The sequence below is a fragment of the Macrococcoides caseolyticum genome (genome assembly GCF_002902665.1).
GTDB classification, from domain to species: domain Bacteria; phylum Bacillota; class Bacilli; order Staphylococcales; family Staphylococcaceae; genus Macrococcoides; species Macrococcoides caseolyticum.
This window is the reverse complement of sequence record NZ_PPRM01000005.1, coordinates 39435-60270: the sequence shown is the minus strand read 5'-3', so window position 1 is coordinate 60270 and position 20836 is coordinate 39435. Positions and strand designations below refer to the sequence as shown.

The window sequence follows — 20836 nt, the reverse complement described above, 5'->3', positions numbered from 1 at the left end:
GCTTGAGGCAATCACTCTTGGGAGTGAACTTAATCACTCAAATTATTGGAATTAACGTTGACATATTGTCATTCAGTTTTCAATGTTCATTTTTTGTTGCTACAAGATAAAAGTTTAACACGTTTCATTCTTGTTTGCAAGCTTTATTTTGAAGAAGTTTTACACTCGCGATTTCTTAGTTTGAAATGTTTCGTGCGCCGTTCTTACTCAATTAATATTAAATGTTTGAGAACAAACTTTCAATAGCCTTTTTTACACTTTTTCAATTTGTTTTTCAAACGCTTAATCGTTGGCGTCGCTTGTTTTTGCGACTTTTATATCTTAACAAGTGAACAAATATTCGTCAAGCCTTTTTATAATTATTTTTCATTTATTATCCTTTCTTCTATATACTGCAGTTCTATCGATAAGATTATAACCCTTAATTTAATTATAGTGAGTTATTATAACAGTATAGATAGAATATGTTATAATTCTTGTCAGTATATATAGGAGATGATGACTTGAAGTTATTCAACAGAAAACCTACGAGTAAGATTAACAGAATGCGTACTTGGGCACTTTCTATTATATTTATTGCAATGATTGTAATGTATATAGGTGCGGCAATATTCTATTTCTCTCATAGTAAACTGCTATTTTCATTGTTTTTATTGATTGGTACATTATTATTCTTATTCAGTTTCGTAATGTATTTCTGGATCGGTATGCTATCGACAAGAACTGTACAGGTACGCTGTCCAAACTGTGAACATTATACAAAGATGCTTGGCAGAGCGGATATATGTGCTAATTGCAACCAACCATTGACACTCGATCCTACATTAGAAGGTAAAGCGTTCAATCAAGATTATAATAATAAGAGAAAGAGCAAGGCACTTGAAGAACAAAATAAAAACGGAAACTAATTAAAATTAGTTTCCGTTTTTATTTTGACATTCTGGACATACACCATAGATCTCCATACGATGATGGGTAACAGCATAACCTGTAATATGTTCTGCAATATTCTCTACTTCATCTAATCTTGGGTAGTGAAAATCTTTAATCTTACCACACGCTGTACAGATAATGTGGTAATGATTCTGCGTATCAAAATCAAATCTGCTCGCTGCATCACCATATGTGAGTTCCTTTACAAGACCACTCTCTTTGAAGACCTTTAAGTTATTATAGACAGTAGCCACACTCATATTAGGGAAATTCGGAGATAACGCTTTATAAATTTCATCAGCTGATGGGTGACTATCCGTTGCAATAAGGTACTGTAAAATAGCTTGTCGTTGAGGTGTAATCCTTACGCCAGTCTTTCTTAACGTGCTGATTGCTTCTTGCAGAAAGTCTTCCTGCGTATGAACTGACATTTGACCACCTCTTTTACTTTATAGTAATTCTATTTTACATCTTAAATTTCCATATTGTCAAATACCTAGTTTAGTACCCTTTGTCTAAGTCTACTAGATTCTTGAAGTTATGTTTATTATCAATTCCTATATTCATATTATCAACAAAGATATTTGTAGCACGTTGATTGTAATGGGTACTCAGCCCAGTTATATGCGGCGTCATAATCACGTTGTCTAATCTATATAATGGATGATTCGCTTCAAGGGGTTCATTATAGAAGACATCGAGGCAAGCAAATCTAATGACTTTATCTGTCAATGCTTGAATCAGTATATCTTCTTTAACTACAGTGCCTCTGCCTACATTGATAAACAATGCATCACTCCCCATCGCCTGGAAATCTTCATGTTTAAGTAGATCTATCGTACTTTCTGTTTCCGGCAATACATTGACAATTATATCTGATTGTTCAAATGCGCTTAGGCGTTCATCAATAATATATACTTCATCAAAATACGCTTTATCTTGCCCCGCTGTATTGATACCAATTACTTTCATATTGAATGCTTGTGCAATACGTGCAGCATACGATGGGATTTCTCCTGTACCGATAAAGCAGATGGTCTGCTCGAACAATTCTTTGTGTCTAATATCTGTTTTAAAGCCTTTATCCTGCTGTAATTTATAATATTCTAGTACATTTTTGTAGTCCGTCATAATATAGCTGAATATATACTCCGAGATCTGTACTTTATGTACGCCACGTGCATTCGTTAATATTATATTCTTCTCTTTAATTGTAGCAAGAGGTAACTTGTTAACCCCAGCTGCATACCAGGCTATCCATTTCAAATTCGGACATTGCAGGAGAAATGCTTCATCTATTTGCCCGTCATGTGAAATTAATATATCCATGCTTGCCTTATCTTCTTCAGTCATATCTTTTAACGCTATTGACCTAAAAGCATGTTCAGGGAACTGCGCTTTAAGTTCCTCCAATATTTCGCCAAGTTTTACATTTGAAATAATATTCATCATTTTTCTCCTTGTAATACCTTTTTTATTTCTTCCATCTGCGTCTTCACCTTGACACCATCAAATACTTGAAGGATTCGCGTATCGTCATCAAGAATGATCGTCGTTCTGACAATGCCCATTGACTCCTTACCGAAAGACTTCTTGAGCCTATATATACCTAACTGCTTTGAAAACGCATAGTCTTCATCAACCAGCAAATCGAATTTCAAATTGTATTTATTAATAAAATTTGAATGCTTTACTTTACTATCTCCACTTACACCATATACTTGTGCATCCAGTGCATTAAGTACATCTAGATTATCATTGAAATCACACGCTTGAGTTGTACATGTTGGTGTATTATCTCTAGGGTAGAAGTATAAAACTGTCTTTTTACCGAACAGATCTTGATTTGTAATGATTTCCCCATCTTGATTTTCCATCTTAAAATCAGGTAATAGCATTCCTTTTTCTAACATAAATAACACTCCATCCTCAAATATTGTATAAGTATATGATAGTATAGTAGACGAAAATACAAAACAAAAGAGGTCGATAAAATGAACTTTAGTAATTCAGAAGCAATACAAAATCGTGCAAATGCCGCAATTCTTGGAGGTGTTAACTCACCTTCTCGTTCTTATAAAGCCGTTGGAGGAGGTACTCCAGTGGTTATGGCCCGTGGAGAAGGTGCTTACTTCTACGATGTGGATGGTAATAAATATATTGATTATCTTGCAGCATACGGCCCGATTATAACAGGTCATGCACACCCACACATTACAGAAGCAATTAAACGTGCTGCAGAAAACGGTGTACTATATGGTACTCCGACTGAACACGAAGTTGTGTTTGCAGAAATGCTGCAAGAAGCAATCCCATCATTAGAAAAAGTCCGCTTCGTTAACTCAGGTACGGAAGCTGTGATGACAACGATTCGTGTTGCGCGTGCATACACTGGCAGAGATAAGATCATTAAATTTGCAGGATGCTATCACGGCCATTCAGATTTAGTGCTTGTAGCAGCAGGTAGTGGCCCTTCACAGCTTGGTACTCCAGACTCAGCAGGTGTACCAAAGAGTGTGGCACAAGAAGTAATTACAGTCCCATTTAATGATATCGAACAATTCAAAGAAGCATTCTATCACTTCGGCGATCAGATTGCGGGTGTATTAGTTGAGCCAATCGTCGGTAATTTCGGTATTGTAGAACCCCATGCAGGATTTCTAGAAGCAGTGAACGAAGTAGCACATAGTCACGGGGCGCTTGTTATCTATGACGAAGTTATCACTGCATTCCGTTTCTGCTATGGTGGTGCACAAGATATGCTTGGTGTAAAACCTGACTTGACAGCTTTCGGTAAAGTTATTGGTGGCGGCTTACCGATTGGAGCATACGGTGGACGTCAGGATATCATGGAACATGTCGCTCCTCTTGGTCCAACTTATCAGGCAGGTACAATGGCAGGTAATCCATTAAGTATGCAGGCAGGTATCGCTCTACTTGAAGTGATCAAAGCTGAAGGCACTTATGATTATCTGGATAAGCTTGGTGAGATGCTTGAGACAGGCATGAATGAACTGATTGAAAAATACAGTATCAAAGCCAATATTAATCGTCTTAAAGGTGCTATGACAATTTATTTTACAGATGAAAAGGTAGAGAATTATGAACAAGCTGAAGCGACGGATGGAGAAGCCTTCGCCAAATTCTTTAAATTGATGCTACATCAAGGAATCAACCTTGCACCTTCTAAATACGAGGCATGGTTCATTACAATCGCTCATACCGAACAAGATATTCAAGATACACTAATCGCAGTTGAAAACAGTTTCAAACAAATGTAGCTTGAAAAAGTATGCAATGTCATGTATAAGTGTACTAACGAATAAATAAATGAGGTCAAAATATGAAATTAGGTGCACGTATATTCAAAACTGGAATTGCTATTATCATTGCCTTGTTAATCGCACATCAAATCAATGGACAAGGCGCAATCGTTGCTGGTATCTCGGCATTATTTGCAATGCAACCCAATGTGTACAGATCATATAAAACGATCATCGAACAATTTCAAGGAAACTTAATAGGTGCTGTACTTGCAATAATCATGGCTTCTTTATTTGGTTTTCATATCGTCATTATCGGCATTACTTCTATTATGCTGATTTCAATATTACAGAAAGTCAACCTTTCACATGTCACAGGTCTTGCTGTAGTCACTCAGCTTATTATTATGGACCACCAGGACGGTGCGTTCCTGGAATCTGCTGTTTTAAGATTTACGTTCGTTATGATTGGAGTAATCAGTGCGTTTGTCGTGAACACATTATTTTTACCACCTAAATTCGAAAGTAAGATTTATTATCAATGTTTGAGTATCTCGAGTGATATTTTCAAGTGGATTCGTCTAGAAATTAATGGCTCAACAGAATTCCATGCAGTAAAAAGAGATATAGATAACATCCGCAGTCGTATCGAGAAACTTGAAGAACAGTATAACTTGTATAAAGAAGAACGTGCATACACGAAACAAGGCAGTATTCGGAATCTACGCAAAAAGATCATCTTTAAAGAGACTGTACTGGCAACGCGTCGCGCCTATGATGTACTGCGCAAAATTCATAGATACGAAAATGATGTCATTAATTTGCCGGAAGAACTAAAAGTTCAGATTAAATTTGAACTCGATGAATTAATGACACTACATGAAGAGCTGCTTATGCGGATATCAAAGAAAGTGCCCGCTACAAAACATGACTGTCAAACCGGGATAACCGAACCTTATAAGCTCAATATCATGGATGCATTTCTTGAAGAAATCAACACGACACCAAGTGATGCATATAGCAAGGAACATATATTTGTAATTATCGGGACACTATTTGATTATCGTGATAAACTCGAACACCTTGATCGTATTACACATAGCTTCTATAAGTTTCATAAAGAGGATAAGAAATTCAGAATCGAACATAGTGAAGAGTTATAATTTGTTCAACATAAAAGGGAGTGCGAAATCGCACTCCCTTTTATGTTATTGCCAACCATTATTCTCTTCTACCATGACTTTATCTTTTGATACGTGTGGATTTCCTTTTACAGTAAATCGATAAAGATAATCTACCGCCTCTTCTTTATTTTCGATTCCGATACGCTTTGATGCTGTAATTACTTTCGGTGTTCTACCTTCACTTATATTTACACCGTCATCATTTAAACGCGTTCCATTGTACTGCTCTCTTCTTATCCCTAAACTTTGTGTCAGCTTTCCTGGTCCGTCTGTCAGATGATTTTCACGACCTCTTCTCTGTATCATTGTATCTATTCCTGTTACAGGTTCGATTCCTCGGATAAGTACACCTTCAGGTTGTGTTCTATCTTTCGTTATAAAATTCATACAGTGGTGACCATGCATTGTATATACATAGATGGTGCCAAAATCACGATACATCATTTCATTCTTCTTTGTACGACGAAGCTGATATGCATGTGCTGCTTTATCATGTTCACCTAGATAAGCTTCTACTTCAGTAATATATCCACCGGTAACAGCACCATCTTGCTCAGTATAAATATACTTTCCGAGCAAGGCTTGTGCTGCTGTTAATGTATCATATGCCAAAAATGACAAATCCAATTAAATCGCCTCCTTCGGAACTCTATATCACTTTGCGATAACTAGAGACCGTTCAATTTCCAGCTCACTCATTTCTTTTGGAAACAATGAGTATTGCAGATAGACCTTGTCGAAGTCGCTATAGATTTAAATAGATAATTCTTAATCAACACTTTCTAAGTTTTGAATAGAATAGAGATTATAATAATGTTCATGCTTTTGCATCAATTCATGGTGGGTACCCATTTCAACAATCTCACCATCTTGAACCACTACAATCTTATCTGCATGTGTGATCGTCGACAACCTATGTGCGACGATTACTGTTGTTCTATCTTGAGATAGGGACTCTAATGCTTCCTGTATCACCGCTTCACTTTCAAGGTCCAGCGCACTCGTCGCCTCATCCAGTATAAGAATCGGCGGATTTTTCAGGAATACACGAGAAATTGCAACACGTTGCTTCTGACCACCTGATAACTTAACGCCACGTTCGCCTACTTCTGTATCGTAGCCGTCAGGTAAACTCATAATAAAATCATGGGCATTCGCCAGTTTCGCAGCCTGAATCATCTCTGCTTCTGTGGCACCAGGTTTTCCTAACAAGATATTATTACGAATCGATTCAGAGAAGAGAATATTATCCTGCATGACCATTCCTATCTGTGTACGTAAGCTTTCCAGTGTATAATCTTTGATCGGATGATGGTCTACAGTAATTTCACCTTGCGTAACGTCGTAGAATCTCGGTATTAGACTGATCATTGTCGATTTACCCCCACCGCTCATTCCAACAAACGCTACAGTTTCACCACTTTTAATATCCAGATTAATATTGTGTAATACTTCTGTATCATCTTCGTTATACTTAAATCCAACATTGTTAAATGAAATATCTCCTCGGTGAATCTGAATATCACGTGCATTTTTCGTATCTTTAATATCGTAAGGTTCATCAAAGAGCTGGAACATTCGGTCCATCGATGCCATACTTTGTGTTAATGTCGTTGATGAGCTGACCAGTCTTCTTAAAGGGCCATACAATCTGTCAAGATATGCGATAAATGCTGCTAATGCACCGACCGAGAGATGACCACCAATGACCTGCCATGCACCAAAGCCTACTACAAGCAATGGCCCGATATCTGTAATCGTATTGATCACAGCAAAACTTTTGGCATTCCATCTGGTATGATTCATCGCCTTATTCAAAAAGTTCTTGTTGCGTCTATCGAACCGCTTATTCTCCTCTTCTTCGATGGCAAACGTCTTGATCAATGTCATACCTTGAACACGTTCATGCAGGAATCCTTGCACTTCTGCCAGTGACTGACTACGTTCACGCGTAAGCCTACGTAGGTTGCCGAAGAAATAATAGACGCTGAACATATAGAATGGAAAGACGATCAATGACACAAGTGTCAGCTTGACATCCATCGTGAACATGATGGCAAGTGCAATGATAATCGTAACTAAGTCCAGCCATACATTCATCAGACCTGTTATGATGAAATCCTTTGTCGATTCGACATCATTGATAACACGTGAGATGACTTCTCCAACTTTATTGTTAGCATAAAATCTCACGCTCAGTGCCTGAAGATGCTTATAGAGCTTCTTTCTAATATCGTATAAAATCTTGTTGCTTGTCCATTGTGCAAGATACTGTCTGAAATACTCAACAGGCGGACGAATAACCGTGAAGATAAATCCAAACAGGAGTAATGCTTGCAGTAATGCTTCTTTCTTCTCTGCAACTGACATCGATGTGTTATCGATGACATCATCGATAACATATTTGATCAGTAATGGTATTAACAACGGAATTCCAAACTTTAATATCCCTATCATAATGGTCAAGATAATCAGCATCGTATAGGGTTTTACAAATTGCATATAGCGCTTTAACATATTATTCTCCTTCAATATTATTCTTCTTCGTTAATGAATCAAAAAACCGAACAATGCAGAAAACGACATACATTTTCTTCACACTGTCCGGATTTAACAAAGAGGATTACTGCTCTGTATCCTTAATCTTCCTTGATTCTCTTTTGAAAATGAAATCTTTCCTGCCAGACTTTAATAAAGTCCGGAGCAAATGGCCCTTTCTTTCTTTCAATCCATTGTTGCAAAATGTCAACGTTTCGCCTTAGGATCAAATCGATCTCTTCGGGATAGTTCATCTGTTTCATGTGCTGCTGATATTCATCTTCATCAAGCAGATGATACTTGCCATTTGGATATACTTTAATATCCAGGTCGTAATCAATGTACTTAATAGCCTCACTATCACATACGAATGGTGAGGATAAGTTACAGTAATAATACACGCCATCTTCACGGAACATACAGATGACATTGAACCAGTATTCTGCATGAAAATAGACGATTGCAGGTTCACGTGTAACCCAAGTTCGACCATCGCTCTCAGTTACAAGAGTACGATTATTCCCTCCGATAATGACATGATTTGTTCCTTTTAAAATCGTTGTTTCGGACCAGATTCTGTGAATTTTCCCATTATGTTTATAGCTTTGAATCTGCACATTCTGGCCTTCTTTTGGTATGGATTCTTTGACCATGTTCCACACCACCTATATTTAGTATTTGCATTTTAAATTATAACATAACTTTTTTCACATTTAACCTATTTCAACTCATCAATATATTTTTTGAATATTTTTGTCATCGATACAGGGAAATTGAAACGTTCTTTCTCCTCTATATCTATAAATCTCGCTTTATCTACACGACCTAATGCCACGGCACGATAAACTTCCATATCCCAAGTCACATGCGTAAACTGATGCTTAAGTGACATAAAAGCATCAGCTTCAACATATAAAGACATATTCAGCTGTTCTTCAATCGTATCTTGATGCGTGCCGATATTAAACATCGGAAACTGCCACATCGACTGCAGTAAACCAGTCGATGGTCGCTGTTCAATATATATCTTATCGTCATGCATAATCACAAGCACTTTCCAATGTTCTGTCTTCTTTTTAATCTTCTTTAGTTTGACAGGTCTTAGCTGTACAGTACCTGCTTTATAACTTTCACAATGTTGCTGAACTGGACAGAACATACATAGCGGGGACTTAGGTGTACATACAGTTGCGCCAAGTTCCATCAAAGCTTCATTAAAGTCACCTGCTGCTTTTGGTATGACATCCATCACCTTGTCTTCAAAATGACGTCGTGCTGATGAACTTGATATATCAAAATCATCATTATCCAATCTAGAGAACACACGGTAGACATTGCCATCAACTGCTGGTATTTGATGATTAAATGCAATGCTCATCACTGCTCCTTGTGTATAAGGACCGACCCCTTTCAACTTTAAGAAGTCTTCAGGATTATTCGGCACTACGCCATTATAGCTTTCCTGTACTTCTTTCACAGCACTATGAAAATTGCGTACACGAGAGTAATACCCAAGTCCTTCCCAATATTTCGTTACTTCATCAATCTCTGCAGATGCCAGCGTACGTATATCAGGAAACCGTTCTGTAAACTTCAAATAATAAGGTTTAACCGTATTGACCTGTGTCTGCTGCAGCATCACTTCTGATAACCAGATTTTATACGGATCTTTCGTTTCTCTCCAAGGCATCTCTCGTTTATTCTTATAAAACCAGTCCAGGAGATGCTGTGAGAATTGCTGTTTGTTTAACATCGCTTTCCTCTTTCTAAAAAAATTTAAATTCTAAGCATGAATAATTTATCATTATATTCTATTTGTTCTATAATAAAACTTGAAAGGAATGATACTATGGATACTGCCACTCATGTCGTTATGGGCGTTGCACTTGCTGGCCTTGCAACAATCGATCCTGCAGTAACTTCTATGTACCCTGCGGTTGTAACCACAGTTATGATCGGTTCACAAATACCTGATATCGATACCGTACTGAAGTTACGTAATAATGCAGTATATATCACTCATCATCGCGGGATAACACACTCAATACCATTTACATTATTCTGGCCAATTGTGCTGACGGTTATGATGATGCTCATTTTTAAAGTGGATGCCCCGTTGCACCTATGGATGTGGGCACAAATTGCTGTATTGCTGCATGTCTTTGTAGATATCTTTAATTCATATGGGACTCAGGCGTTACGACCGTTTACTAAGAAATGGATACAAATCGGTATTATTAACACATTTGATCCGATTATATTTATATCACATATCATTGCAATATTGTTATGGTATATCGGCTTTAACCCCATCTCTACATTTGGCAGTCTTTACATACTACTTATCGTCTACTATATCATTCGACGTATGCTGCAACAAATGATTAAGAAAAACGTCCTGTTACGTATTCCTAAAGATGAGACGGTCATCAAAGCATTTGTTGCACCAACAATCAGATTCTTTGAATGGCGTATTGCTGTCCAGACTGATAAGTATGACTATATCGGTAGAAGCTATAAGGGAAGTGTTCACTTTAGTGATAAATTCGCACGTAAGAAACTTCCAGATAACGTAGTGATGCAGTATGCGAAGCATGACAGAAACTTACGCGCATTCTTAAGCTTTAGTTCTATATATCGCTATACCATCACGGAAACGAGTACAGGATATGAACTTCGCTTTATCGATTTACGTTACTTAAAGGACGGACATTATTCATTCGTTGCAATTCTTAGCCTAGATGGCGCATACCGCGTCACACATAGCTACACGGGATGGGTATTCTCAGAAGAAAAATTACAGCGTAAGCTCGTTAAGAGTAAAATTTAACCCGAATATCGGCGTGTTATTAATGACACGCCGATATTCGGGTTTTTCTATAATTTAACTTTTTTACTACCTTTTTTATTTATATTAATTTCATCCTTCAAGATCGTAAATAAATAATCAAACCATGTATAGAGGATAACAAGTTCAAAAATAAAAATAACTTGTGAAGGCAGATTAAAAAATGCATTTGTTCCAAACACCGTAGACTCCTGTACCCCGTTGATTACAAAGTTGAACGGATTGAGTTTCAGTATGTTTATCAGTAAATCCGGCAAGTTTCCTGGAACCCAGAGAATCGGAGAAGTGACAAGGATAATAAGCAGAAGCAATACAATCATCGCTTTTATATTACGTGTTAAATGTCCCCCTAGTGCCACTATAGTACAGATAGGCATCAGTAAAATAATAGTCATCAGTACAAAGTAAAGAATACAAAATATATTTGTCGTTAATTCAATTTTATTTCCTAATGCAACAAGCTGCAGTACAATATAAGAAATTAAGAATATAAAGATAAAATTCATGATTTGTACTGTAATTAGTACGTAACTCGGTAGATTCGTAATATTAAGTACATAGCCTCTCTTATGTAGAATCTTCATCGCATAATAAATGGAGCACCCGATACACATAAACATCAAATACCCACTAAGCTGCCATATTTTTGTGATACGTTCTAACGGAAGACTCTCTGTAACATTCATGTAGAAGAATGTTACAGCTATTACAAAAATATTTAAGGTAAGCCAGGATAAATAGCGCTTCTGGTTATAATAAAATTCTAGCAACGCATTTTTTAATGTGTGTGGAATATATTTTATTGACAGGTAAATTTCATTCATGTAAACACCTACATCTGTATAATTAGCCACTCGCCTTTGCTGAAGTCAGCAATAGCGTAGCCATCATCTATTTTAATAATCCATTGTTCTGTACTAATATTGAATTTCTGTCTCAGCTTTTCTTCATTGACTATCGGAAAACTAATGCCATTCATAATATCATAGTCATTAAAGTGAAGGTAGATTTCATTTTTAGTGAGCTTAATTTTAAATCGATCGTTACTTTCAGGATAAAGTTCTTTGTTGATAACACTATGATGCTTCCCAAGGTAACCATTGAAGAATTCCCTGAAGTTCGAATAGTTGTCATACATATAGTCTTCAAGCTCACTTAACGTATACTCATCATACAGTGCTGCCGGATTAATATATATAATATCCTGTTGCTTAACTTCCATAGTTTTCTTCTGATAATCCACTTTATATGTTTCATCACCAATGCTAGAAATCGTCATAGTATGACCAGCCGGTAATTTCACCTTTTGTTCGCCTTGAAGTTCGGTCGGCTTATTTGTAACACCAATTGCATACTTTTCACGAAATTCATCCACATTTTTCTCTACAATCCCTTTTTCATCAGCTGCAACTTCTGTTTTCTTCATACCGATGTCGTTGATCATCAATAGGAACATCACTGCAATACCTGCGATTAACATCAATGTCGATATTAATATCCGCTGTAGTTTTTCATCAAAGATTGCACCACCATACTTTTTTATACGACTTAGCTGTTCATCCTTGTCGTGATTAAGGCTACGTGACATACGCATCTGAAGATCGAACAATTCACGCTCTTCATCCGTACGGCAGCTATAATAATCACTTACATAAGATTGATATAACGGCAGAATTTCATCGGGAGTCCCCGATTGCTTTACTTGCCCATGACTCATCCATGTAATGTAGTTTGCACGCGTTCGAATTAATTCCATATTCGAATCAATCAGCACGATAGCACGTCGTTCTTTCTTGAACATATCAATAACCATATGAAACTTCTTTTTAAAGTCTTTATCCATATACTGATATAGTTCATCAAAGATAATCACATCAGGTTTTATAAAATATGCAAGACTTACGAGTAGCTTCGTACGTTCTTCTATCGTTAATTGCTGGATCGAACACTTCTCCTTGCCACCAAGCTCAGCAAAGTCTATCACATGCTTACGCTTTTCGTTGTATGATTGAAGTGGCATATTGTACGTAAGGAAAATTGACTCGATCAGCTGTCTGACTGAAGTACTGCCTTCAAATATATGATTATGACTTGCAAGAAATGTTAAATATTCATTCTTAACGCGACCGCTGTTAGGTTCAACAACTTTAGCCATAAGTTTTCCGATAATGGATTTACCAGAATTCGGTAAGCCAACTAAAGCAAGTATTTCGCCGCGATAGAGATGAATCGTTACATCTTTAACTTCAACAACATGGTTCTTAGATTCAGGCACCATTAAATCTCTGAACTTCTGAAAACCACTGACTTGTCTGAAATACTTTGTAACATTGAGTAATCTTACTAAAATTTCACTCGTCATCTTTCATTCTCCTTATAATTGTAGCAATGCAAGTGGGATACCTTCTTCTTCAAGTGTTCCACCTAGTCTGAACCCCCAGGCAAACACACCTTTAACGCGGTCTACCTTAAAGTATTCCGGTGGGTTTCCTACGAGCGCATATACTTTGCCCGGCTGTACTTTCTGTGCATCGACTAAATAACTTTCTGCAATAAGTGCTTTACGCATCCATACTTCGTATTCATTCACAATACCCATCATTTCAGCTTTACGTGCTTTCTCTCTGTAATCTGCTGTAATCTGTTGTAACTCATGCGGCGTCATTTCAATTAATTTCTTCTCTTCCACTTAATCCACTATCCTTTATCTTTGTCATAATATCATCGTAAAGAAATCCTTTTTGCATTAAACTTTGTATAACTTTCTGACTAAGGACGTAACCTTCATGTTTTCTTGCGAGTCTCGTTACGGTTTTTTCGAACGCTTTATCTAACGCCAGATCACTTGTAACAAGTTTAACATTTTTCATCGCATCATTTGCAATATCCAAATTATACCCTTTTTGAATAAGAGTTTGAATAACTTTCTGTTCAATCATTTTAGCGGATTGCTTCTTTTCATATTTTCTCATAACTTTTTGAGCAATCTTATCGATACGCTCTGAAGTGATCAAACCTTCAAACTGTACATGATATTTATCTATAATCGCTTGTTCAACGCCCAGCTGCTTTAAGGTCTGTACGAATATTGCAGGACCTTTATCTGTTGTGTTCAGCAATGTATTCATATAACTCTTCGTATAATCATCGTGGTCGATATACTTATTTTCCTTACAATACTGAATGACGCGCTCGATTACTTCACCACGCACTTCATCGCTTGCGAGATAATTTCGCACTTCTGATTCTGTGCGTTTCTTATATGATAAATAGTTTAAAGCATTATTAATTGCAACACGATACCCATCATATTCACCGATGTTACGGAGATCTTCATCGGATAATATGAGATCTTTCCTCAAATTAAAATAGACATACGTCGCAGCATCAATACCGGCAAAGAAATTGCCATTTATATACAGATTAAATCTGTCTTTGTTATGCTTTTGAACTTCAATCTTTGTAATCTTATGTTCCATCATAACCCTCCATCACACTGTCCTCAAAATAAAAAAGACGAGACAGTATCTCGTCTTACATTATATTATAAACCCGTTAATGCTTCATTATATTGCATTTCAGTTATTACATTCTGCTCTAACATTTTATTTAACGTGAACTCTGTTCTGGATTTGAGCGCTGCATCATTCTGGTAATCATCGATCTGATAAACAGAAGGTGCATTGATTGCACTTGCTAATAGTGCACTTTGTAGAACGGTTACTTGTGGATAGTACGCATTACTTACATGTATACTCGTATTAAAATAATGGTTTGCAGCATCTTCAGCTGAGTACAGATTATCACCAAAGTAAATCGTGTTTAAATAATAACTTAATATCTGATCCTTTGAATAATTGTTCTCTATACGTTTAGCCACTACTACCTCTTTAATCTTTCTGGAAATTGATTTCTCATTGTTAAAGAAATAGGTCTTCGCCAATTGCTGTGTAATCGTACTCCCACCTTGAGATGCTTCACCATTTTTCAATGAGACAAATATTGCACGCATCGTACCTAGCCAGTCTACACCAGTATGTTTGTAAAACCTTTTGTCTTCTAATGCGACAAATGCACCGGTTAAATGTTTCGGCATATTATTTGCAGCAACGAATGTCTGTTTTTGTTCAATTGATTGCAAATCATCAATATTAACACGATAGCCCTGAAATATATTAAAACCAATATAAAATGTTAATAGTAATAACGGAATAAATAAAATGGATAAACATCCACACCCTTTTCTTTTCATGCAGTCACCTCTTAGTCAATATCATATCATCGTGTATGTTGAATAGGAATTATTATTGATAAATAGAGGTGAAAATCAATCTTAAGACCGAGAAAGGATATCTCCTAAGTGTTAATTCTCGATGAAAAACTGCAAAATCGGTCTTATAATCATAACAAAAAAGGCATCTCAAATGAGATACCTTTTAATAATGCCATTATTTAAGTAAATTTAATGATTCTCTATTGAAGTCTTCTAAATCATCAGGTGTACGAGATGTTACGATATTAGAATCCACAACTACTGGCTCATCTACAACTGTAGCCCCTGCATTTTCGAGGTCTTTACGCACTGATAAGAAACTTGTTAATTTCTTACCTTTTAATAAATCTGTATCGATTAATAATTGCGGTCCATGACAGATAGCAAATACAGGTTTTTCATCTTGAACGAAATGTTTCGTAAACTCACCGAAACGACCTTGCTCATCTCCACGTAACATATCAGGTGAGAAACCACCAGGGATAAGTAACGCATCGAAGTCTTCAGGTTTTACATCGCTGATTGCTTTGTCGACTTGAACTTCTGTATCTTCAGATTTACCTTTTACAGTACCTGTTTCCTTACCGATTACAGTAATTTCATGTCCTTCACTCTTAAGTGCCTCAACGGGGCTCGTATATTCTACGTCTTCAAATAAATTATCTAGTACTACTGCGATTTTCTTACTCATAATATAAGTTCCTCCTAAAATCGTTATAGTAATGTATACCCCGCTTTGAGATGATAAAACATCCATAATAAATTATGAGGAATATATTTATTATTTCCTTAATTTTCTTTTACGTGTAAGCCTCACTACAGCTTCCACTTGTGCTGTTTGAGGGAACATATCCACTGGCTGGATATACTCCACCTGGAATGCTTTCGTTAAATGTGCTAAATCTTTCGCCAATGTCGAAGGATTACAGCTCGTATAAACGAATGTCTTCGGTTTAATTTCATTGATTAATTTAATCGTTGCTTCAGATAACCCAGTTCTTGGCGGATCCACTGTTATTACATCTGGATAGAAACCTTCTTCAATCCATTCATTTAATTTCTCTGATGCATCGCCAACTTCAAACTTACAGTTATCCGCACCATTTAATGTAGCATTATATATGGCGTTGACGATACCGTCTTCATTCGTATCCATACCGCGGACTTCACCTGCATTATCTGCTAGCCATATACCAATCGTACCTGTTCCACAGAATGCATCTACCACATTCTCCTTACCTGTAAGTGCTGCTGCATCGCGTACTTCATTATAAAGTACAACAGTCTGTCTCGGATTAAGCTGGAAGAAGCTTTCCGCTGATAAGTCATAAATATGATCTTGTAATTGCTCACGAATCGTTTCCTCACCGGCAATAACAATTGTTTCATCACCCATAACAATTGATGTCTTCTCCGTGTTAATATTTAATGCAACACTTTTCACGCCAGCTAAACGCATCACACGTTCTGCTAATAGATCTTGTTTCTTTAAATGTCTAGTATTTGTGACGAACACAACTTGAATTTCACCTGTTGCAAGTGCCACACGTGTAACGATATGGCGCACACCTTTTTCGCGCATCGGATTCTTACAAGCATCGATGTTAAGTTCGCTCATAATCTTCTTCACTTCATTCGTCGTATGCATCGTACGGTTGTCCTGGACGATACATTCATGTAAGTCGATTAAGGTATTCGAGTGCTCCTTATATAACCCGGCACGCACTTTACGTCCGGTCTTCTCAACTGGAAACTGGTTTTTATTACGGTACGTGTAAGGATTATGCATACCTTTAACATCTTTAATTTTGTCAAGCTTCACGTGTGGTGCATATTTCGTCAGCGCATCTTCAACAATTTGTTTCTTATACTTTAACTGTCCACGATAAGAAAGATGCTGTAATTGACACCCTCCACATAAATCGAATACATTACATTTCGGTTTTACACGTTCATTTGATTTTTCACGAATCTTAACCATCTTTGCCTGTAAGTATTTCGGATTAATATCTGTTACTTGTGCGACGATGACTTCTCCAGGTAACGCCCCTTTTACAAAAGTAATCTTGCGTTTAAAGTAACCAATACCTTCTCCGTTGATACCGAGTCTCTTAATTGTTAAAGGAAACTGCTGACCGACTTTTACTTGTATATCTGTCATATATAATCTCCTTAATGTTTAATTGATTTTACTTTCTGTTCTAACTGATCAAGCAACGCTAACCATTCATCAATATCATGGATATCCGTTGTTTCAGGATTTACCGAATCAATCGTCTCCATAAAATCATTTAATTTTACTTTAATTTCTTCTAAAGAATCTTTAGTCATAATGTACTCCTTTTTATTCTATGAATGTATTCATTATGTAACAGATTTCTTAAACTTTCAATGTATTTATTGACAACACTCCTTACACGTTCATAATAGTAATCGGACAATAAATGGAAAGAAGGCAAATTATGATCGCTTTAAAAGATAAAATTTCAATTCACAATGATCCATGGGAAGCATACAAGGAAGTGGAGAAATTTGGTGAGACGAAGTTATCTAATATAGAATTTACGACGACAACACTATGTAATATGCGTTGTGCACATTGTGCTGTCGGTTATACGTTGCAACTCAAGGATCCAGATACAATTGATATGACGACGATACTTAAACGTTTAGATGAAGTAGAACACTTATCAACATTAAGTATCACAGGCGGAGAACCGATGTTCTCTAAAAAATCGATAAAAGAAACAGTAACGCCTATACTTGAATATGCTAAGTCACGTGGTATCTATACACAGATGAACTCAAACTTAACGATAAACTATGATCGCTATGAACCATTAATCGATCTAATAGATGTGATGCATATTTCTCATAACTGGGGAACGATCGATGAATTTGCGGAAGTTGGCTTTCACGTTATGGATAAGAAGCCACCAATTAAAGCACGCTATAAATTATATGAACAAATTATAGAGAACGCACGACGCTTATCTGAGGCAGGCATGTTTGTCTCAGCAGAAACGATGCTCAATAAAAGTACGCTACCTTATCTAGAGAAGATTCATAAGGAAATCGTCAACGACATGAAATGTGCACGTCACGAAGTACATCCGATGTACCCATCAGACTTTGCAAGTGATTTAAATGTGTTAACAATAGAAGAAACGAAAACTGCAATCAGACAATTACTATCATTTAGAGATGAGGATACATGGATGTTATTTGGTACGTTACCAATACTGCCATGTTCTATGAATGCAGATGACTTATCATTTTTAGATGACGTCCACAGTGCAAAGAACGTTACAGTCCGTAATGATCCAGATGGACGTTCACGACTGAATGTTAACGTGTTTACCGGAGATGTCATCGTGACAGACTTTGGCGATGAAACAGGCACAATCGATAATATTATTGACACACCACTCCAGGATGTATACGATAAGTGGAAACAGAGTGCTCTCAATCAGACGATTAACTGTCACTGCCCGAAAGTGAAATGTCTCGGTCCGAACTTACTCGTGAAAAATATGTATTATCCTGATATTGACTTTAAAGCTAACGAAAAACGAATGCACGAACAATAGAAATTAAAAAATCACGTGAAGCAGTATGCTTTACGTGATTTTTTGTTGAGCTTGTTTTGATGAGTGTACGTTTGACGGACACTCGTGATGTTATTTCTGCGCGAGTGTCACTTTTTTGGACACTCACTCCATACTATATCGTTAAATTATTCGAGAAAAACTGGTGCAGGTCCTTACTCTTACTTCGACGTTCTTTACGTACTTTTGCACGTTCTTTCCCGGTTTCATTCAGCCATACCTGGTCTTCAGTCTCAGCAACAACTTCTGGCACCATAACCGGCAGATTATGCTCATCTAATGCAACAAACGTTAAGAAACTGATCGCCGCCAGATGCTTTCTTTGTTCCAGTATATTTTCAGCAACTATTTTCACACAAACTTCTAATGAAGATGTCCCAGTATAGGTCACAAGTGCAACCATTGATACGATTTCTCCTGGTCTTATCGGCTGCAGAAAATCTACAGAATCTGTACTTGCAGTGACGACTGATCTCCCACAATGTCTTGTTGCTGCGATGCTCGCCACGTCATCAATCATCGCCATCAGCTTTCCACCAAACAATGTATTATGATGATTCGTATCCGACGGGAAGATCTGCTGTGTTTTCACAGTTCTTGATGCATTCATTGATTTTTTTGATCGTTCGCTCATATTTATTCCCCATTCATATATAGTTGACAATATTATATCAAACAAAGAAAGAGGATGCGGAATCTTAATCCGTATCCTCTCAATTACTATTAGTGAACGTTATCAGCAAAGACTTTCTTTTCTAACGCTTCTTCTGGTGTATCGATGATATCTGCTTCTTTAGAATCAAAAGCTTTAACTAAAAACATCATTAGTACGCCACCAAATACGAAAATTGCGAAGATAAACGCAATAAGTACAAACCACATCATAGCTACTGACATGTCCATCCTCCTCTTAACCCATTAGTAATCCTATTTTATCATTTAATTCTCTAAATTAAAACGCCCAATTTCCATTTAAGAAAATCTCTTCTTCGTTTCCTTCAGATGTTACACCATAAATGTTCATTTGTGCTGAGCCAATCATAAAGTCTTCATGTGTAATCGAGTTGTTCAGTCCTGCAGCTTCAAGTCCTGCATCATCCAGCTCCTTACCACCTTCAAGACAGAATGGATATGCTGAACCTAATGCTAAATGGCATGATGCGTTCTCATCAAACAATGTGTTATAGTATAAGATCTTAGAATTAGAGATTGGTGAATCATGTGGTACGAGCGCGACTTCTCCTAAATATTTCGCTGCGTCATCTGTATTTAGCAGTCCCTCTAATATATCTTGACCCGTTTGCGCTTCAAAGTCCACTACTTGCCCATCCTTAAACGTTAATTTAAAGTTATCGATAATATTTCCGCCGTAACTCAGTGGCAAAGTGCTAGAGACATAACCATTTACTCTATCTTTATGTGGTACAGTAAATACTTCTTCTGTTGGCATATTCGCCATGAACTCTATACCGTCTTTATTAATACTTGATGCACCACACCAAATATGACCTTCTGGCAATCCAATTTCAAGGTCTGTACCCGGTGCTTTATAGCGCAGTGCTACATATTTCTTATTGTTTAAATAATCAGCTTTGCTGTGAAGATTATGATTATGCGTAGCCCATGCAGCTTCTGGATCCTCACTATTCATACGTACGCTATCTAAAATTGCATCTAATAACTTTTCAAATGCTGCTGTTTCATCAAGTTCTGGGAATACAAGCTTCGCCCATGCAGTTGAAGGATAGGCTGCAACAGTCCAGCTGAACTGATCTGATTGCATCATCTTCATATAATCTTTAAAAGCAGTACCGTATGCCTTCATATTCGCAGAGACTTTCTTAGGATCGGCATCCTTTAAGTTTTCTGGACTTGATGAAATAAGTGCAAGCTGAGCTGCATAGTCATTCGCATAATCCATACGCTCATCCACTAAATATTGTGGTACACTTTCGAAACTTTCTTGTTTACGATACTTGAAGTTTAACTGCGCCAACTTATCGTCACTATAATTCACTTTAACATCGCTGGCACCCGCCTCATAAGCCGCTTCAACAACAAGATGAACGAAATCTTGCGCGTCCACCGTTGCGCGAATATAAACGCGTTGCTCAGGTTGAACGTTCATACCTACCTTGACAAGTAATGCTGCATACTGTTTTAATTGTTCTTCTTTATACATTGTAATC

Annotated in this window: 23 protein-coding genes; 5 read left to right on the top strand and 18 right to left on the bottom strand. The window is 37.0% G+C overall.

All coding sequences use genetic code 11. The features are described from left to right. The first annotated feature begins 503 nt into the window (after window positions 1-503). Window positions 504-908 (top strand): DUF2614 family zinc ribbon-containing protein, encoded by a 405-nt coding sequence (locus CD152_RS01210; protein WP_101141426.1) that lies wholly within the window; start codon window positions 504-506, stop codon window positions 906-908. 6 nt (window positions 909-914) lie between these two features. Here the strand turns inward: CD152_RS01210 and perR are convergent, their stop codons facing one another. From perR to CD152_RS01195, 3 genes are all read right to left on the bottom strand, one after another. Beyond that, window positions 915-1364 (bottom strand): peroxide-responsive transcriptional repressor PerR, encoded by a 450-nt coding sequence (gene perR, locus CD152_RS01205; RefSeq protein WP_099483407.1) that lies wholly within the window; start codon window positions 1362-1364, stop codon window positions 915-917. 70 nt (window positions 1365-1434) lie between these two features. After that, the gene (locus tag CD152_RS01200) at window positions 1435-2382 is read right to left on the bottom strand and encodes a phosphoglycerate dehydrogenase (RefSeq protein ID WP_157821016.1); all 948 of its coding nucleotides are present in this window, start codon (window positions 2380-2382) and stop codon (window positions 1435-1437) included. After that, complete coding sequence (locus tag CD152_RS01195) at window positions 2382-2846, bottom strand: peroxiredoxin (RefSeq protein WP_086039107.1); 465 nt, start codon at window positions 2844-2846, stop codon at window positions 2382-2384. The genes CD152_RS01200 and CD152_RS01195 overlap by 1 nt, the downstream gene beginning before the upstream one ends. An 81-nt stretch (window positions 2847-2927) precedes the next feature. Between CD152_RS01195 and CD152_RS01190 the strand changes: the two genes are divergently transcribed. Next, on the top strand, window positions 2928-4214 hold the full coding sequence (locus CD152_RS01190) for a glutamate-1-semialdehyde 2,1-aminomutase (RefSeq protein ID WP_101141423.1): 1287 nt from the start codon (window positions 2928-2930) through the stop codon (window positions 4212-4214). Window positions 4215-4276: 62 nt separating this feature from the next. Beyond that, entirely contained in the window at window positions 4277-5359 is a 1083-nt protein-coding gene (locus CD152_RS01185; protein ID WP_086039108.1) for an FUSC family protein, read from the top strand. Window positions 5360-5404: 45 nt separating this feature from the next. Here the strand turns inward: CD152_RS01185 and CD152_RS01180 are convergent, their stop codons facing one another. The 4 genes from CD152_RS01180 to mutY all read right to left on the bottom strand — a co-directional run bounded on the left by CD152_RS01180 (window position 5405) and on the right by mutY (window position 9671). Beyond that, on the bottom strand, window positions 5405-6007 hold the full coding sequence (locus tag CD152_RS01180) for a DNA-3-methyladenine glycosylase (protein ID WP_086039109.1): 603 nt from the start codon (window positions 6005-6007) through the stop codon (window positions 5405-5407). A 141-nt stretch (window positions 6008-6148) separates the two neighbouring features. Then, window positions 6149-7897 (bottom strand): ABC transporter ATP-binding protein, encoded by a 1749-nt coding sequence (locus CD152_RS01175; protein ID WP_101040219.1) that lies wholly within the window; start codon window positions 7895-7897, stop codon window positions 6149-6151. Between the two features lie 122 nt (window positions 7898-8019). Continuing rightward, window positions 8020-8571 (bottom strand): nucleoside tri-diphosphate phosphatase, encoded by a 552-nt coding sequence (gene ntdP, locus CD152_RS01170; protein WP_041636159.1) that lies wholly within the window; start codon window positions 8569-8571, stop codon window positions 8020-8022. A 65-nt stretch (window positions 8572-8636) separates the two neighbouring features. Then, on the bottom strand, window positions 8637-9671 hold the full coding sequence (mutY, locus tag CD152_RS01165) for an A/G-specific adenine glycosylase (protein WP_101141422.1): 1035 nt from the start codon (window positions 9669-9671) through the stop codon (window positions 8637-8639). A gap of 96 nt (window positions 9672-9767) precedes the next feature. Between mutY and CD152_RS01160 the strand changes: the two genes are divergently transcribed. Then, window positions 9768-10748 (top strand): metal-dependent hydrolase, encoded by a 981-nt coding sequence (locus CD152_RS01160; protein ID WP_101040223.1) that lies wholly within the window; start codon window positions 9768-9770, stop codon window positions 10746-10748. 47 nt (window positions 10749-10795) lie between these two features. On the opposite strand, the gene CD152_RS01155 is transcribed toward CD152_RS01160, so the two are convergent. The 8 genes from CD152_RS01155 to CD152_RS11795 form a co-directional block, all read right to left on the bottom strand. Further along, on the bottom strand, window positions 10796-11590 hold the full coding sequence (locus CD152_RS01155; RefSeq protein WP_101040225.1) for a hypothetical protein: 795 nt from the start codon (window positions 11588-11590) through the stop codon (window positions 10796-10798). A gap of 8 nt (window positions 11591-11598) precedes the next feature. Further along, complete coding sequence (locus tag CD152_RS01150) at window positions 11599-13128, bottom strand: ABC transporter ATP-binding protein (RefSeq protein WP_101141420.1); 1530 nt, start codon at window positions 13126-13128, stop codon at window positions 11599-11601. Between the two features lie 12 nt (window positions 13129-13140). Then, on the bottom strand, window positions 13141-13455 hold the full coding sequence (locus tag CD152_RS01145) for a YfhH family protein (RefSeq protein WP_041636160.1): 315 nt from the start codon (window positions 13453-13455) through the stop codon (window positions 13141-13143). Then, complete coding sequence (recX, locus tag CD152_RS01140; RefSeq protein ID WP_157821015.1) at window positions 13433-14245, bottom strand: recombination regulator RecX; 813 nt, start codon at window positions 14243-14245, stop codon at window positions 13433-13435. The genes CD152_RS01145 and recX overlap by 23 nt, the downstream gene beginning before the upstream one ends. Before the next feature lie 65 nt (window positions 14246-14310). Beyond that, on the bottom strand, window positions 14311-15018 hold the full coding sequence (locus CD152_RS01135; protein WP_012657506.1) for a glycosyltransferase: 708 nt from the start codon (window positions 15016-15018) through the stop codon (window positions 14311-14313). A gap of 196 nt (window positions 15019-15214) precedes the next feature. Further along, entirely contained in the window at window positions 15215-15730 is a 516-nt protein-coding gene (locus CD152_RS01130; protein ID WP_101040229.1) for a type 1 glutamine amidotransferase domain-containing protein, read from the bottom strand. A gap of 90 nt (window positions 15731-15820) precedes the next feature. Then, window positions 15821-17200, bottom strand: coding sequence for a 23S rRNA (uracil(1939)-C(5))-methyltransferase RlmD (gene rlmD / locus CD152_RS01125; RefSeq protein ID WP_103214248.1), 1380 nt, complete (start codon window positions 17198-17200; stop codon window positions 15821-15823). An 11-nt stretch (window positions 17201-17211) separates the two neighbouring features. Further along, entirely contained in the window at window positions 17212-17370 is a 159-nt protein-coding gene (locus CD152_RS11795) for an SE1561 family protein (protein ID WP_157819712.1), read from the bottom strand. A 131-nt stretch (window positions 17371-17501) separates the two neighbouring features. Between CD152_RS11795 and yfkAB the strand changes: the two genes are divergently transcribed. Further along, window positions 17502-18629 (top strand): radical SAM/CxCxxxxC motif protein YfkAB, encoded by a 1128-nt coding sequence (gene yfkAB, locus CD152_RS01120; protein ID WP_101141415.1) that lies wholly within the window; start codon window positions 17502-17504, stop codon window positions 18627-18629. 133 nt (window positions 18630-18762) lie between these two features. Here the strand turns inward: yfkAB and CD152_RS01115 are convergent, their stop codons facing one another. The 3 genes from CD152_RS01115 to CD152_RS01110 all read right to left on the bottom strand — a co-directional run bounded on the left by CD152_RS01115 (window position 18763) and on the right by CD152_RS01110 (window position 20829). After that, a complete protein-coding gene (locus CD152_RS01115; RefSeq protein ID WP_181451698.1) occupies window positions 18763-19281 on the bottom strand; it encodes an acyl-CoA thioesterase in 519 nt (172 codons plus the stop codon). An 89-nt stretch (window positions 19282-19370) separates the two neighbouring features. Then, entirely contained in the window at window positions 19371-19544 is a 174-nt protein-coding gene (locus tag CD152_RS11790; protein ID WP_165980564.1) for a hypothetical protein, read from the bottom strand. Between the two features lie 55 nt (window positions 19545-19599). Next, on the bottom strand, window positions 19600-20829 hold the full coding sequence (locus tag CD152_RS01110) for an aminopeptidase (RefSeq protein ID WP_099483422.1): 1230 nt from the start codon (window positions 20827-20829) through the stop codon (window positions 19600-19602). Window positions 20830-20836 lie beyond the last annotated feature (7 nt).

Coding starts and splice junctions, on each gene's coding strand:
- mutY (WP_101141422.1), bottom strand. CDS start 9,671: ATGTTAAACAAACAGCAATTCTCACAGCATCTCCTGGACTGGTTTTAT.
- rlmD (WP_103214248.1), bottom strand. CDS start 17,200: ATGACAGATATACAAGTAAAAGTCGGTCAGCAGTTTCCTTTAACAATT.
- CD152_RS01160 (WP_101040223.1), top strand. CDS start 9,768: ATGGATACTGCCACTCATGTCGTTATGGGCGTTGCACTTGCTGGCCTT.
- CD152_RS01155 (WP_101040225.1), bottom strand. CDS start 11,590: ATGAATGAAATTTACCTGTCAATAAAATATATTCCACACACATTAAAA.
- CD152_RS01175 (WP_101040219.1), bottom strand. CDS start 7,897: ATGTTAAAGCGCTATATGCAATTTGTAAAACCCTATACGATGCTGATT.
- CD152_RS01135 (WP_012657506.1), bottom strand. CDS start 15,018: ATGAAAAGAAAAGGGTGTGGATGTTTATCCATTTTATTTATTCCGTTA.
- CD152_RS01190 (WP_101141423.1), top strand. CDS start 2,928: ATGAACTTTAGTAATTCAGAAGCAATACAAAATCGTGCAAATGCCGCA.
- CD152_RS01185 (WP_086039108.1), top strand. CDS start 4,277: ATGAAATTAGGTGCACGTATATTCAAAACTGGAATTGCTATTATCATT.
- ntdP (WP_041636159.1), bottom strand. CDS start 8,571: ATGGTCAAAGAATCCATACCAAAAGAAGGCCAGAATGTGCAGATTCAA.
- CD152_RS01195 (WP_086039107.1), bottom strand. CDS start 2,846: ATGTTAGAAAAAGGAATGCTATTACCTGATTTTAAGATGGAAAATCAA.
- CD152_RS11795 (WP_157819712.1), bottom strand. CDS start 17,370: ATGACTAAAGATTCTTTAGAAGAAATTAAAGTAAAATTAAATGATTTT.
- CD152_RS01115 (WP_181451698.1), bottom strand. CDS start 19,281: ATGAGCGAACGATCAAAAAAATCAATGAATGCATCAAGAACTGTGAAA.
- CD152_RS01110 (WP_099483422.1), bottom strand. CDS start 20,829: ATGTATAAAGAAGAACAATTAAAACAGTATGCAGCATTACTTGTCAAG.
- CD152_RS01130 (WP_101040229.1), bottom strand. CDS start 15,730: ATGAGTAAGAAAATCGCAGTAGTACTAGATAATTTATTTGAAGACGTA.
- perR (WP_099483407.1), bottom strand. CDS start 1,364: ATGTCAGTTCATACGCAGGAAGACTTTCTGCAAGAAGCAATCAGCACG.
- CD152_RS11790 (WP_165980564.1), bottom strand. CDS start 19,544: ATGTCAGTAGCTATGATGTGGTTTGTACTTATTGCGTTTATCTTCGCA.
- CD152_RS01200 (WP_157821016.1), bottom strand. CDS start 2,382: ATGAATATTATTTCAAATGTAAAACTTGGCGAAATATTGGAGGAACTT.
- recX (WP_157821015.1), bottom strand. CDS start 14,245: ATGGAACATAAGATTACAAAGATTGAAGTTCAAAAGCATAACAAAGAC.
- yfkAB (WP_101141415.1), top strand. CDS start 17,502: ATGATCGCTTTAAAAGATAAAATTTCAATTCACAATGATCCATGGGAA.
- CD152_RS01150 (WP_101141420.1), bottom strand. CDS start 13,128: ATGACGAGTGAAATTTTAGTAAGATTACTCAATGTTACAAAGTATTTC.